Here is a 14,323-nt window from a genome sequence, read left to right as displayed (position 1 = left end):
CAGGTCGGGTGTAATGGCTCCACAGTGTGACTGAGGCCCCGGACACGTCATGTCACGGGGCCTCAGACGCGCAGCGATCTACTCTGCGCGACGCAGGCGGAGCTTGTCCTCGTGGATCTCGTGCAGCGCGATGGTCAGCGGCTTGTCCTCGACGGTCGAGTCGACCAGCGGGCCGACGTTGTCGAAGAGGTTGCCCTCGTGCAGGTCGGAGTAATAGTCGTTGATCTGACGGGCCCGCTTGGACGCGTAGATGACGAGCTGGTACTTGGAATCGACCTTCTCGAGAAGCGAGTCGATGGGGGGATCAATGATGCCCTGGTTCGTTCCGGCCACGGAATAACCTCCTGGTTCGGCGACGGATGTCGATGGAAAGAAAGGTGGCGCAAGTCAGGCGCGCGAAAGCGGACGCGCAGGCGCCTGAGCCAATTCTACGACCTCTTGAGCGGCCGAGGCGACGTTGTCGTTCACAACGCGGTAGTCGAACTCGTTCTGCGCCGCCAATTCGACCTTCGCGGTGCGCAACCGGCGGGCGCGCTCCTCGGGTCCTTCGGTGCCACGACCGACCAGGCGCTGCACCAATTCGTCCCAGCTGGGCGGGAGCAGGAAGACGAGTGTGGCGGACGGTTCGGCGGCGCGCACCTGGCGGGCACCCTGCAGATCGATCTCCAGCAGTACGGTGCGCCCCTGCTCGAGAGCCTTCATGATCGGCCCGCGCGGCGTGCCGTAGCGGAACTTGTTGTGCACCGTGGCGTACTCCAGCAGCTCGCCGCCTGCGATCATCCGATCGAACTCGGCGTCGTCCACGAAGTAGTAGTGCTCACCGTCGACCTCGCCGGGTCGCGGCGCGCGCGTCGTCGCCGAGACCGACAGCAGGATCTCCGGGTGGTGCTCCTTGATATACGTCGCGACGGTGCCCTTGCCGACCGCGGTGGGCCCGGCCAGCACCACGAGGCTGCTGCGTCCGCCGCGCGGCTCCTGCTCCGGGAACCGGTCATCCAGGAACCGTTCCAGCGCGCGACGCTGGCGTGCGCCGAGGCCGCCGAGACGCTTCACGGGCGAGATGCCCAGCTCCGCGAGGATGCGGTCGCGTTTGCCCTCGCCGATGGCGGGGATGCTCGTGAGGAATTCGGTCACCCGCATGGCGCCGGCGGGCGCGGCGGGATCTGCCAGCGCGCGGCGGAGCAGCTCCTGCGGCGTGATCACGCGCATGGTGACATCGCGCTTGAGCGCGGCCCGCTCGCGACGTGCGGCGACGGCGCGGCGCGAGGCGGCGACCCGGTCGACCTCGGGAGGAGTCTGGCGGTCAGGCATGCGTCCCCGCGAACTGCGCGGCGTGCACGCGGATAGTGGCGGCGATATCGTCCGGACCGGCGGACAGGATGCTGCGGCTCTCGCTCGCGATCACCGTCGCCGCCGCCGCACCGAAACGGGCGGTGAGCTCACCGGCGCCCGCGCCCTGGAAGCCGAAGCCCGGGGCGAGGATCGGCGCCGGAGGCGTGAACGCTGTGAGGCCGGCCTCCACCCAGTCCACGGTGGCACCGATGACGAAGCCGAGGCTCCCCCACTCCCCCGCAGCGGTTGTTCCCGCGTTGCGGGCGGACACTTCGGACACGATGCCGGCCGAGACCGTCCCGCCAGTGGCGAGCGTCGCACGCTGGGTCTCGAACGCGTCGGCGTTGCTTGTCGCGGCGAGCACGAACACGCCCTTGCCGTGCTGCTCGGCGAGGGCGAAGGTGCCCTCCAGCGACCCGAGTCCGAGGAACGGGTTCGCGGTCATCGCGTCCGCCTCCAAGGGCGACCCGGGGGTCAGCCACGCCTCGGCGTAGGCGTCCATCGTCGATCCGATGTCACCGCGCTTCGCGTCGGCGATCACGAGCAGCCCCGCGGCGCGCCCCGCGGCCAGGACGTCCTCGAGCGCCGCGAAACCGGCCGAGCCGTACCGTTCGAAGAACGACACCTGCGGTTTGACGATCCCGACCTTGCCCGCGGAGGCCTCGACCACGCGCAGGCCGAACTCACGCGCACCGGCGGCCGAGGCATCCAGTCCCCAATCCCCGAGCAGCGACGGATGCGGATCGATGCCGACGCACAAGTGGCCGTAGGCATCGATCGCGCCGCGTGCGCGCTCCCCGAACCCGGTCATCCGCGCTGTTCCCTGTCGATCGCGTACTCCTGCAGGCTGCGCACCTGGAACCCGTCCTTCAGCACGCCCAGCGCGCTCACCGCGGCACCGAGCACGGCCATCGTGGTGAACAGCGCCTTGTCGCCGGCGACGGCCGCCGCGCGGATCTCGTAGCCATCGGCGCGCGCCATGCCGCCGCTGGGTGTGTTCACGACGATGTCGATCTCGCCCGCGTTGATGAGGTCGACGATGTTGGTCTCGCCGCTCTCCTGGGTCGCGGAGTACTTGTTCACGACGCGCACCTTGATGCCGTTGCGGGCCAGGATCTCTGCAGTGCCCTCGGTCGCGACCAGGTCGTAGCCGAGCTCTTGCAGGCGGTGTGCCGGAAGGATGACGGCGCGCTTGTCGCTGTCGGCGACCGAGATGAACACGGTGCCCGAGGTCGGCATGCCGCCGTACGCGGCATCCTGGCTCTTGGCGAACGCGGTCGGGAAGTCGCGGTCGATGCCCATGACCTCGCCGGTGGAGCGCATCTCCGGGCCGAGCACGGAGTCGACGATGCGGCCGTCCTTGGTGCGGAACCGCTTGAACGGCAGCACGGCCTCCTTGACGGCGACAGGGGCGTCCAGCGGAACGCGGGACCCGTCGCCTTCGGGCAGCATCCCCTCGACGATCAGATCGGCGATGGACGTGCCGGCCATGATGCGGCTCGCGGCCTTGGCGAGTGGGATGCCGAGCGCCTTGGACACGAACGGCACCGTGCGGCTGGCGCGCGGGTTGGCCTCGATGACGTAGAGCACGCCGGCGCTGATGGCGAACTGGACGTTCAGCAGCCCGCGCACACCGACGCCCTGCGCGATGGCAAGCGTCGCGACGCGGACGCGGTCGATGTCGGCACGTCCGAGCGAGACCGGCGGGAGGGTGCAGCTCGAGTCGCCCGAGTGGATGCCGGCCTCTTCGAGGTGCTCCATGACGCCGCCGATGTACAGCTGCTCGCCGTCGTAGAGAGCGTCGACGTCGATCTCGATCGCGTCGTCGAGGAAGCGGTCCACCAGGAGCGGCATGCCTTCGCCGATGATGACCTCACCCGCGGTGCGCACGAAGTAGTCGCGCAGGCTGGCGGTGTCGTAGACGATCTCCATGCCGCGGCCGCCGAGCACGAAGCTCGGGCGGACCAGCACCGGGAATCCGATGTCCTCGGCCACCGCGACGGCGCCGTCGACGTCGATCGCCGTGCCGTGGCGCGGCGCGATCAGGCCGGCCTCGTCGAGGATGTCGCTGAAGAGCTGACGCTCCTCGGCGAGGTCGATGGCCTCGGGGCTGGTACCCAGGATGTTGTAGCCCGCCTCCTGGATGCCCTTCGCGAGGCCGAGGGGCGTCTGACCGCCGAGCTGGCAGATCACGCCGAGGATCTCGCCGGACTGCGCTTCGGCGTGCAGGACCTCCAGCACGTCCTCGAGCGTGAGCGGCTCGAAGTAGAGCCGGTCACTCGTGTCGTAGTCGGTGGAGACCGTCTCGGGGTTGCAGTTGACCATGACGGTCTCGTAACCCGCGTCGGACAGCGCGAAGGACGCGTGCACGCACGAGTAGTCGAACTCGACGCCCTGGCCGATACGGTTCGGCCCAGAGCCGATGATGACGACCTTGGTGCGCTCGGAGGGCTGCACCTCGGTCTCGAAGTCGTAGCTCGAGTAGTGGTACGGCGTGAGCGCCGGGAACTCCCCCGCGCACGTGTCGACCGTCTTGTACACCGGGCGCAGGCTGAGCGCGTGGCGGATGCCGCGCACCTCACTCTCCGGGATCCCCCGGAGCTGCCCGATCTGCACGTCGCTGAAGCCGTGCTCCTTGGCGAGGCGGATCGTGTCGGCGTCGAGCTCGGCCGCGGCGTGCACGGTGTCGGCGACCTCGTTGATCAGCACGATCTGGTCGATGAACCACGGGTCGATCGCCGTCGCCTCGAACGCTTCGGCGGGCGTCGCGCCGAACCGCAGCGCCTGCTGCAGCACGACGATGCGTCCGTCGGTCGGGGTCTGGGAGACCTCGAGCAGCTCGTCCTTGGTGCGGGACTCCTCGCCCCAGTGGAAGCTCGAGCCGCGCTTCTCCAGCGACCGCAGGGCCTTCTGGAGCGCGGTGGAGTAGTTGCGGCCGATGGCCATCGCTTCGCCGACCGACTTCATGGTGGTCGTGAGGGTCGTGTCCGCCGCCGGGAACTTCTCGAAGTTGAACCGGGGCACCTTGACGACGACGTAGTCCAGCGTCGGCTCGAAGCTGGCCGGCGTCACCTTGGTGATGTCGTTCGGGATCTCGTCGAGGCGGTAGCCGATGGCGAGCTTCGCGGCGATCTTCGCGATCGGGAAGCCCGTCGCCTTGGACGCCAGGGCGGACGACCGCGACACACGGGGGTTCATCTCGATGACGATGATGCGCCCATTGGACGGATCGATGGCGAACTGGATGTTGCAGCCGCCGGTGTCCACGCCCACGGCGCGGATGATGTCGATGCCGATGTCGCGGAGCTTCTGGTACTCGCGGTCGGTGAGGGTCAGCGCCGGTGCGACGGTGATCGAGTCACCGGTGTGGACGCCCACGGGGTCGACGTTCTCGATGGAGCACACCACGACGGTGTTGTCCGCCGTGTCGCGCATGAGCTCGAGCTCGTACTCCTTCCAGCCGAGGATGGACTCCTCCAGGAGCACCTCGCTGGTCGGCGAGTCGTGCAGGCCGGCTCCGGCGATGCGACGCAGGTCGCGCTCGTCGTAGGCGAAGCCCGAGCCGAGGCCGCCCATGGTGAAGCTCGGGCGCACCACCAGCGGGTAGCCGAGCTCATCGGCGGCGGCGAGCACCTCGTCCATCGTGTGGGCGATGCGGGATGCCGCGACCTCCGCGCCGGCGTCCAGCACCAGCTGCTTGAAGATCTGGCGGTCCTCGCCCTTGTTGATGGCCTCGAAGTTGGCACCGATGAGCTCGATGTCGTACTTCTCGAGGATGCCGTGGTTGTGCAGGTCGATGGCGGCATTCAGCGCCGTCTGACCGCCCAGTGTCGGCAGAATCGCGTCCGGACGCTCCTTGGCGATGATCGTCTCGATGACCTGCCACGTGATCGGCTCGATGTAGGTCGCGTCGGCGAAGTCGGGGTCGGTCATGATCGTGGCCGGGTTGGAGTTGACCAGGATGACGCGGACGCCCTCCTCGCGCAGCACGCGGCACGCCTGGGTTCCGGAGTAGTCGAACTCGCAGGCCTGGCCGATGACGATCGGGCCGGAGCCGATGACGAGGACGCTCTTGATGTCGTCGCGCTTGGGCATCAGTTGTTGTCCTTCTGGGTTGCGATGACCATGTCCCTGAACCGGTCGAAGAGGTAGTTGGCGTCGTGCGGGCCGGCGGCCGCCTCCGGGTGGTACTGCACCGAGAAGGCCGGGATGTCGAGGGCGCGCAGGCCCTCGACCACGTTGTCGTTGAGGCCGACGTGGCTGACCTCGATCGCGCCGTAACCGTTCGGGCTGTCGAAGCTGCCCTCCAGCGGTGCCTCCACGGCGAAGCCGTGGTTGTGCGCGGTGATCTCGACGCGACCGGTGGTCTTGTCCATCACGGGCTGGTTGATGCCGCGGTGGCCGAACGGCAGCTTGTAGGTGCCGAGGCCCAGGGCGCGGCCGAGCAGCTGATTGCCGAAGCAGATGCCGAAGAACGGCAGGCGCTCGTCGAGGATCTCGCGCAGCAGGGCGACGTGGTCGCCGGAAGCGGCAGGGTCGCCGGGACCGTTCGAGTAGAAGACGGCGACAGGGTCGATCGCCTGGATCTGTGCGAACGAGACGTCCTGCGGCAGCACGTGCACATCGAATCCGCGGGCGGCGAGGTTCTCGATCGTGGCCTGCTTGACGCCGAGGTCGAGAACGGCGAGGTTGCCGATGCGCTCGCCTGTGGCCGGGGTGATCTCGGCCGAGGCGACGGAGACCTCCGCGGAGAGGTTCAGACCGGCCATCTGCGGGGCGTCCCCGACGATCCGGAGCTGCTCCTCGGCGTCGAGCGCCGCGGCCTCACCGGAGAAGATCCCGCCGCGCATGCTGCCGGCCGAGCGGATGTGACGGGTCACGGCGCGGGTGTCGATGCCGGAGATCCCGATGATGCCGTCGTTCACGAGGGCGTCGTCGAGCGACTCGTCGGCCCGCCAGTTGGATACGACGCGGGAGGGGTCGCGCACGATGTAGCCGGCGACCCAGATGCGGCGCGATTCGGGGTCTTCGTCGTTCATGCCGGTGTTGCCGACGTGCGGCGCGGTCTGCAACACGATCTGGCCGGCGTAGGACGGGTCGGTGAGGGTCTCCTGGTAGCCGGTCATGCCGGTGGCGAAGACCACCTCGCCGATCGTGGTGCCGCGGGCGCCGTAGGCGCGTCCGACATAGCGTGAGCCGTCTTCGAGAACGAGAACGGCGGGCTCTTTCGTGAGCAGCGAAGTCATGCGTCGCTTCCTGTCTGCGCCGGGCTGGAAGCCGGCGACGAGGTCGGGATGAGGGGAAGGATGGCGTCGGCCAGCGCACGGGCCGAGGCATCCTGAGGACGGAAGTAGGTGTCGACGATCGTGTCGGCGTCGATGTGCCAGGTGAGGCGGGTCAGCCCGTCGGGTTCGACCACTCGGTCGATCGCGACCGTGGACTGCCCGGCCGCGACGAGAACGTGCACCGGCAGGAACAGCCGCGGCGTGCCGGCCAGATCGAGCACGACCCCGGCGTCGGTCACGGTGACGACTCCGCGCGAGCGGAAGCCGAGGCCCTTGATGGCGAGACGCTCGAGCGGCTCGTCGTGCCGGGTCGTGGCGACGTAGAGCCCGGGGAACGCACAGAGGACGGTCGCGCCCGCGGGCGCTTCACCGATCGGAGCGGTCAGCCCCGCGTCGCGCTTCGTGCGTCGGCGCCATGCCCAGGCGAGCAGAACCAGCAGCAGCACCGCGACGAGGATCATCACGACCAGGGCGCCCTCGCGGGTCATGCGCGCACCTCGGCGGCGTCGCGGAGTGCCCCGTCGGCGACCGTGGGGCGACCGCGGAACAGCGTCCAACGCACCTCGCCGGGCAGTTCGCGCCCGAGGTACGGCGAGTTCACGCTGCGACCGTGCAGGTCCTCCGTGGAGAACGCGCGCACTGGCGCGGGGTCGTAGAGGGTGAAGGATGCCGGCATCCCGACCGCGATCGGGGTGCCGTGATCGTCCAGCCGACCGATGCGGGCGGGTGTCCGCGACATCACGCGCGCCACGTCCGACCAAGACAGCAGCCCGGTCTGCACCATGGCTTCGTGCACGACGCGCAGGGCGCTCTCGAGTCCGACCATGCCGTTGGCGGCCGCCTGCCATTCGCACGCCTTCGCCTCGGCGGGGTGCGGGGCGTGGTCGGTCGCGACGATGTCGATCGTGCCGTCGGCCAGGCCTGCGCGGACCGCCATCACGTCCTCTTCGCGACGCAGCGGTGGGTTGACCTTGAACCGGGCGTCGTAGCCGCGGGCGAGCTCCTCGGTGAGGAGCAAGTGGTGCGGGGTGACCTCGGCGGTGACGTTGACGCCGCGCTTCTTGGCCCAGCGGATGATGTCTACCGAGCCCGCCGTGGACAGGTGGCAGACGTGCAGCCGCGAGCCGACGTGCTCGGCCAGGAGCACATCGCGCGCGATGATCGACTCCTCGGCGACCGCGGGCCAGCCGGTGAGGCCGAGCTCCGCGGAGATCGTGCCTTCGTTGAGCTGGGCGCCTTCGGTGAGGCGCGGGTCCTGGGCGTGCTGGGCGATGACGCCGTCGAACGCCTTCACGTATTCGAGGGCGCGCCGCATGATCAGCGGATCCCAGACGCAGAAGCCGTCGTCGCTGAAGACGCGGACCTGGGCGCGGGAGGAGGCCATGGCGCCGAGCTCGGCGAGACGCTCGCCCTTCTGCCCGACGGTGACGGCGCCGATCGGCTGCACGTGCACGTAGCCGGCATCCTCGCCCAGCGCGAGCTCCTGCTCGACGACGCCCGCGGTGTCGGCCACCGGCGAGGTGTTGGGCATCGCGAACACGGCGGTGAATCCGCCCGCGGCCGCGGCGCGCGAGCCGGTGAGGATCGTCTCGGATGCTTCGTACCCGGGCTCGCGGAGGTGCGTGTGCAGATCGACCAGGCCGGGGAGGGCGATCAGCCCATCCGCGTCGATGACGGTCGCGCCGGCACGGCTGAGGCCGGAGCCGACCTCTTCGATGCGACCGTTCGCGACGACCAGGTCAGCACGGTCGGTGCCTTCGACGAGTGCCCCGCGGATGATGAGGACCTCGGCCTCTGACGAATGCGTCACAGCACGTTCTCCTTCTCTGTTTCTGCGCCTTGCCCGGCACGTTCACCGGCCAGCAGCAGATAGAGCACCGCCATCCGTACCGAGACGCCGTTGGTCACCTGTTCGAGCACTGTGGATCGCGGCGAGTCAGCAGCCTCTGCCGAGATCTCCAGACCGCGGTTCATCGGTCCGGGGTGCATCACCATGCTACCCGCCGGGAGGGCGTGAAGCCGACCCGGATGCAGCCCCCACCGGCGGGAATACTCCCGTTCAGTGGGGAAATATGCGGCGTTCATGCGTTCGAGCTGGATCCGCAGCATCATGAGTGCGTCGGGCTCCGCCGCGATGGCCTCGTCGAGGTCGTAGAGGATGCGCGCCGGCCAGGCCGAGACATCCTGCGGCACCAGTGTCGGCGGTGCGACCAGCGTCACGGAGGCGCCCAGGGTCGTGAGCAGCCACACGTTGGACCGCGCGACGCGCGAGTGCAGGATGTCTCCGACGATCGTGACCTTCAGACCGGCCAGGTCGCGCCCGCGGCTGTCGTCGCCGAACCGGCGCTTCCGGATCGTGAAGGCGTCCAGCAGCGCCTGCGTCGGGTGCTCGTGCGTGCCGTCGCCGGCGTTGACGACACCGGCGGTGATCCAGCCGCTCGTCGCCAGGGTGCGCGGCGCACCGGACGCTCCGTGGCGGATGACCACGGCATCCGCCCCCATCGCCTGGAGGGTCTGGGCGGTGTCCTGCAGGCTCTCGCCCTTCGAGACGCTCGAGCCCTTCGCTGAGAAGTTGATGACGTCGGCGCTGAGCCGCTTGGCAGCGGCCTCGAACGAGATGCGCGTCCGCGTGGAGTCCTCGAAGAAGAGGTTGACGACGGTCTTGCCGCGCAGCGTCGGGAGCTTCTTGATCTCGCGCTGCTGGGTGTCGGCCATGTCTTCGGCGACGTCGAGGATTCGCAGCGCGTCCTCGCGGGTCAGGGACTTGGTGTCGAGGAGGTGCCTCATGACTCGATCGTCACTCCTTCGATGCCGTCGACTTCGGCGAGGCGCACGTTGACGCGCTCGTCCCGGGCGCTGGGCAGGTTCTTGCCGACGAAGTCGGGGCGGATCGGGAGCTCGCGGTGTCCGCGGTCCACCAGCGTCGCGAGGCGCACGGCCGCAGGGCGGCCGATGTCCTGCAGCGCGTCCAGAGCGGCACGGATGCTGCGTCCGGAGAACAGCACGTCGTCCACCAGCACGACGACCTTGCCGTCGATGCCCCCCGCGGGGATCTGGGTGGGCTGCGGCGCCCGCGTCGGATTGCGGTGCAGGTCGTCGCGGTACATCGTGACATCGAGCGCCCCGACCGGGACGCTCATGCCGCCGAACTCGGTGACGAGCGAGCCGATCCGCTGGGCGAGTGTGACGCCGCGGGTCGGGATGCCCAGAAGCACCAGATTCTCGGGGCCCTTGTTGGACTCCAGGATCTCGTGAGAGATCCGAGTCAGGGCTCGGGCTATGTCCGCTTCATGCAGCACGGTGCGCGTGCTCATCCGCGCTCCCTTCTCCGTCTCACAGGACGGCGTTAAAGGTTGCTGAGGTTTGACTCCAGCCTACCGGACCCCGCGACCGCCGGTCCGCCCGGCCGCTCAGACCGCGGCGGGCGCGGTGGCCTCCGCGTGCAGCTCGTCCTCGACGGCGTGGGCACGGATCGGGTGGCCTTGTGTGGAGAGGCACTTGCCGGAGGCGAGGTCCCACTTCCAGTCGTGCAGACTGCAGGTCAGCACGCCGTCCTCGACCTTGGCGGTCTTGGACAGGTCGGCGCGCAGGTGCGGGCAGCGGCGCTGCACGATCCAGTCGCCCAGCTGCACGTCCTCGGTGACATCGGTCTGCTCGCCGTACCAGTTCTCGACGTACTCGATCCGGTCGCGCGAGAGGCACTTCATGAACGTGTAGATGAACTCGTTGAACTTGCCGACACGGCCCGCGGCGAACTGCATCGACAGGAAGATCGAGTTGGACCAATCGATCTCGTGGTCGCGGATGTTGGTCGAGACGAGATCGGCCGGGATGGTGAACCAATAACTGGTCTCCTCCCCCGCGTACTCGCGGACCTTGGCCTTCGGGAAGTCCACGACCATGTCGAGGTCGCCGATCGTGTAGCGCACGGGCCCGCCGACGCCGTCGCGGAAGATGCGGCCACGACGCAGCAGCGGCTCCCACCATTCCTTGATCGCGGCCAGCATCTCGGCCGGCGGGAGGATCGGGGCACGGGATGCCTCTTCCTCGGCGATCTCGGCCTGGCGCGTCGCGCGCTGCTGCTCGAGGTAGCCCCATTTGTCGTCGAACATCGCCTGGATCTCGGCATCCGTGAACAGCGTCTGCTCGACCGTCTGTTCGCCGTGCTCGATCGTGACAACGGTGCCCGGGATGAAGACGTGCCCAGTGTGCTGCGGCGATTCCTCGTGCAGACGCGCGATGAACTCGGCCTGGTCCGTGAAGATCGAGTCGTTCTCCTGGCCGAGGCCGTTGTAGCGGAACAGCTCGTCGCGGAGGAACATCGGCGGGCCGGCCATCGGGAACACGTGCGGCGCACCGACCTTCTCGATGTAGTACATCGCGCGCTTGTGCTGCGCTTCGCGCTTGAGGTGGGCGAAGTTGCGCTTGGCGTCCTCGGGCAGGTCGTAGACCATGGGCCACCAGATCGCACCGGAGAACTGCGTGAAGTACGCCTCCGGCTTCGAGAACGACAGCAGCGCCTCCAGATCCAGCGGGTGCGAGTCGTTCTGGTTCAGGATGCTGGCGGTGCCGTCGTCGATGGACAGGCTGGAATCGCCGATCGGTCCGTCGGAGGGGGCGCGCAGCGGCGTCACCATCATCCGCAGCGAACCGCGCTCGATGATCTCGCCCGCGGTCGTGTACGTGATGTTCGTGTATCCGAGGGCGCGCAGGTCAGTCTCGAGGTCATCCGTCGGGTAGTCCGGCAGCAGCACCTCGATGTCCTTCGGCACGTAGGTCTCCAGCAGCCACGGGTCGAAGTGGTCACGGTGACGGTGCGAGATGTAGAGGAAGTCGGCCTTGCCGTACGTCTCCCAGTCGAGAGCCCGGTTGTCGGGGAAGGGGAACCATGAGCCGTAGAAGGCCGACTTCACCCAGGGGTCGCACAGAATGCTTCCGCCGGTCGTTTCGATGAACATCCCGGCATGGCCGAGCCCAGTGATCCGCATGCGTCGATTCTACGTGAGGGGCGGTGGCGACCCCTGAGGGTGGGCCGTGCATAACCGCACCGATGGGGCGCCGTCGGTATCACCCGCCGCGCCGCCGCCTCCACCTTTGCGAGCATCTACAGCACGGGAAAGGACCGCGATGCGGAGCCTGCGCAGCCTGATCGGATCGGTGAACGCTCCCCGCGCGAGCAGATGGCTGCTCGCGACTGCGACGGTGCTGCTGACGGCCTGGTTGCAGGCGCACATCCTCCTCGCCGCCGTGCATGACGACGGGTCCACGGCCCGCCACGCGATCGCGGTCTACAACAGCGGGGACGTACGCGACCAGGTCTCCGGCGTCGTGGACTGGGCCCTGCAGACCGGTGGCGAGCTCAGCGGGTCCGGCGCAGCGCTGGCGCCCGCGCAGGCGGCCATCGCGACCGTCCTGGACTCCGGCCAGATCTCGGCGCCGGTCGCCGACGCGCTGGTGGGGGCGCTCATCCTGCTGCGCGACGATGCCCTGACCCAGTTCGCGACGGATGCCCCGACCCTGAGGGAACGACGTCGCGCCACGGCATCCGGAATCGCATCCGTGCCGACGGACGATCAGCCGGAGCGGACGACCCGTCCGAGCACGCCGTGGACGAACGAGCCCGAGTCGTCCGTGGAGAACTCCTTGGCCAGCTCGACGGCCTCGTCGATCGCGACACCCGAGGGCACCTCGTCGTTGTAGAGCAGCTCCCAGACGCCCATGCGCAGGATCGCGCGATCGACCGCGGGCATGCGGGCCAGCGACCAGTCCTTGGCGAAGGTGGTGATCTGCTCGTCGATCGCGTCGCGGTTGTCGATGACGCCGTCGACGATCTCCCGGGCATAGAGCCAGGAGGCCTCACGCGAGGGTTCGTTCACGGCGCGCTTGGCTTCGGCGGCGAGGATCTGCGAGAGATCGTCGCCACGGACGTCGGCCTGGAAAAGGATGTCGAGCGCGCGTTTGCGCGCCTTCGTGCGGGCGCTCAAAGGATCAGTTCACACGCCCGAGGTAGTCACCGGTGCGCGTGTCGACCTTGACCTTGGTGCCGGTCTCGAGGAACAGCGGCACCTGGATCTCGTAGCCGGTCTCGACGGTCGCGGGCTTGGTGCCGGCCGACGAGCGGTCGCCCTGCAGGCCGGGCTCGGTGTAGGTGATCTCCAGAACCACGGATGCCGGGAGCTCGACGTAGAGCGGGTTGCCGTTGTTCAGCGCGATCTGGACCTGCTGGTTCTCCAGGAGGAAGTTGGCGGCGTCGCCGACGACCGTGCCCGGAACGGTGAGCTGGTCGTAGTCCTCGACATCCATGAAGACGAAGGCGTCTCCGTCGTTGTACAGGTACGTGAAGTCACGGCGGTCGACGTTCTCGATCTCGATCTTCGCGCCGGCGTTGTACGTGCGGTCGACGGTCTTGCCCGAGACGACGTTCTTGAGCTTGGTGCGCACGAATGCACCGCCCTTGCCCGGCTTGACGTGCTGGAACTCGATGACGTTCCAGAGCTGACCGTCGATGCTGAGGACGACGCCGTTCTTGATGTCTGCGGTGGATGCCATGGGAGTGGGAGGTCCGTTCGTGTGGAGGTGGTGTCGGTGCTCGTGACTGTCGGAGCGCGATACCGACGGTCCATTCTACGGGATGCTGCGATGCGTCCCCTGGACGGCCGCCGCTAGTCGGTCGCCGTGCCGGTGATGAGGCTGATCAGCCGGTTCGTCGCGACGGCGTAGCCGGGCACGCCTTCGCCGATCACGTGCACGATGGCGACGTCCTTGACGTACGAGAAGTGCCGGAACTCCTCGCGCGCCATCACGTCGGAGATGTGCACCTCGGCCACCGGGAGCGCGACGCCGGACAGCGCGTCGCGCAGCACGACGGAGGTGTGCGTCAGCCCCCCGGGGTTGATCACGATGCCCGCGCACGTCTCGCGCGCCGCGTGGATCGCATCGATCAGCACGCCTTCGTGGTTGCTCTGGACCGCGTCGACCTCGAACCCGTGCGCGGCGGCGGTGCGCGTGACGAGTGCTTCGACATCCTGCAGCGTCTCGGAGCCGTAGATATCGGGCTCACGGATGCCGAGCAGATTGAGGTTGGGCCCGTTCACGAGCAGCAGGCGGCGAAGCACGGTCATGCTCGCACGATATCAGCGAGTGGCGGATGCCTCGGCTCAGGCCAGTCGCTTCGCCATCACGAGTTCCGGGCCGATCGGTCCGGTGAGCGTCTCGCCGGTCGGCGCGAACCCTGCACGACGGTAGGCGCCCTGCGCGCGGAGATTGTCGCGGTGCACGTCGAGATGGATCTCGCGCAACCCCAGAGTCGCAACCCAGGCGCCCGCCGCGGCGAGCAGGGCATCGATCGCTCCGGTACCGCGACCGGCCGGGTCCACGTAGACGCCGACGACGTCGGCGCGGCGGTCGTCGACGATCCGCCCGAGGTGGTCGCGCTGGCCCGTCGCCCGCACCAGCACGGACGCGGTGCCCACGACGTCGCCGTCGCTCACGGCGAGGAACTGCGCGACCGTCTCGCTCAGGGCGGCGTCCTCGGTGCGGGTGACCCAGAACTCCTCGGGATGCGCCGATGCGGATTCGTGGGTCTCCAGGAATGCGATTCCCGCGTCCGGGTCGGCGGTCGCCGCGAGGCGCAGCGACCTCACGAGCTCCCACTCGTCCGCGCGGATGCGCCGGACGGTGAGACTGGACTCCGGTGAATCGGTCAT

General features: G+C 68.6%; 14 protein-coding genes. All 14 read right to left on the bottom strand.

Annotation, left to right across the window (positions count from 1 at the left end):
* Window positions 1-78: 78 nt before the first annotated feature.
* Complete coding sequence (rpoZ, locus tag ASD65_RS02900; protein ID WP_056218201.1) at window positions 79-333, bottom strand: DNA-directed RNA polymerase subunit omega; 255 nt, start codon at window positions 331-333, stop codon at window positions 79-81.
* Window positions 334-387: 54 nt separating this feature from the next.
* Window positions 388-1,311, bottom strand: a complete 924-nt coding sequence (gene gmk / locus ASD65_RS02895) for a guanylate kinase (RefSeq protein ID WP_056218196.1) — start codon at window positions 1,309-1,311, stop codon at window positions 388-390.
* Window positions 1,304-2,143 carry an orotidine-5'-phosphate decarboxylase gene (pyrF, locus tag ASD65_RS02890; RefSeq protein WP_056218193.1) on the bottom strand — a complete coding sequence of 280 codons (840 nt, stop codon included), beginning with the start codon at window positions 2,141-2,143 and terminating at the stop codon, window positions 1,304-1,306. Before pyrF ends, gmk begins: the two co-directional genes overlap by 8 nt.
* Complete coding sequence (gene carB / locus ASD65_RS02885; protein ID WP_056218189.1) at window positions 2,140-5,427, bottom strand: carbamoyl-phosphate synthase large subunit; 3,288 nt, start codon at window positions 5,425-5,427, stop codon at window positions 2,140-2,142. Before carB ends, pyrF begins: the two co-directional genes overlap by 4 nt.
* Entirely contained in the window at window positions 5,427-6,578 is a 1,152-nt protein-coding gene (gene carA / locus ASD65_RS02880) for a glutamine-hydrolyzing carbamoyl-phosphate synthase small subunit (protein WP_056218186.1), read from the bottom strand. Before carA ends, carB begins: the two co-directional genes overlap by 1 nt.
* Entirely contained in the window at window positions 6,575-7,105 is a 531-nt protein-coding gene (locus ASD65_RS02875; protein ID WP_056218183.1) for a PH-like domain-containing protein, read from the bottom strand. The genes carA and ASD65_RS02875 overlap by 4 nt, the downstream gene beginning before the upstream one ends.
* The gene (locus ASD65_RS02870; protein ID WP_056218178.1) at window positions 7,102-8,427 is read right to left on the bottom strand and encodes a dihydroorotase; all 1,326 of its coding nucleotides are present in this window, start codon (window positions 8,425-8,427) and stop codon (window positions 7,102-7,104) included. The genes ASD65_RS02875 and ASD65_RS02870 overlap by 4 nt, the downstream gene beginning before the upstream one ends.
* Complete coding sequence (locus ASD65_RS02865; protein ID WP_056218175.1) at window positions 8,424-9,404, bottom strand: aspartate carbamoyltransferase catalytic subunit; 981 nt, start codon at window positions 9,402-9,404, stop codon at window positions 8,424-8,426. Before ASD65_RS02865 ends, ASD65_RS02870 begins: the two co-directional genes overlap by 4 nt.
* A complete protein-coding gene (gene pyrR / locus ASD65_RS02860) occupies window positions 9,401-9,931 on the bottom strand; it encodes a bifunctional pyr operon transcriptional regulator/uracil phosphoribosyltransferase PyrR (RefSeq protein ID WP_056218171.1) in 531 nt (176 codons plus the stop codon). Before pyrR ends, ASD65_RS02865 begins: the two co-directional genes overlap by 4 nt.
* A gap of 96 nt (window positions 9,932-10,027) precedes the next feature.
* Window positions 10,028-11,605, bottom strand: a complete 1,578-nt coding sequence (locus tag ASD65_RS02855) for a Rieske 2Fe-2S domain-containing protein (RefSeq protein ID WP_056218168.1) — start codon at window positions 11,603-11,605, stop codon at window positions 10,028-10,030.
* Between the two features lie 585 nt (window positions 11,606-12,190).
* On the bottom strand, window positions 12,191-12,601 hold the full coding sequence (gene nusB / locus ASD65_RS02845; protein ID WP_056218162.1) for a transcription antitermination factor NusB: 411 nt from the start codon (window positions 12,599-12,601) through the stop codon (window positions 12,191-12,193).
* A 4-nt stretch (window positions 12,602-12,605) separates the two neighbouring features.
* Window positions 12,606-13,166, bottom strand: a complete 561-nt coding sequence (efp, locus tag ASD65_RS02840; protein WP_056218159.1) for an elongation factor P — start codon at window positions 13,164-13,166, stop codon at window positions 12,606-12,608.
* Between the two features lie 113 nt (window positions 13,167-13,279).
* A complete protein-coding gene (locus ASD65_RS02835) occupies window positions 13,280-13,738 on the bottom strand; it encodes a type II 3-dehydroquinate dehydratase (RefSeq protein WP_056218156.1) in 459 nt (152 codons plus the stop codon).
* A gap of 36 nt (window positions 13,739-13,774) precedes the next feature.
* The gene (locus ASD65_RS02830) at window positions 13,775-14,323 is read right to left on the bottom strand and encodes a GNAT family N-acetyltransferase (protein WP_056218152.1); all 549 of its coding nucleotides are present in this window, start codon (window positions 14,321-14,323) and stop codon (window positions 13,775-13,777) included.

The sequence above is a fragment of the Microbacterium sp. Root61 genome (assembly GCF_001427525.1).
Taxonomy (GTDB): domain Bacteria; phylum Actinomycetota; class Actinomycetes; order Actinomycetales; family Microbacteriaceae; genus Microbacterium.
Note: the sequence above shows the minus strand (reverse complement) of the source record. Positions and strands in the feature narration are given on the sequence as shown.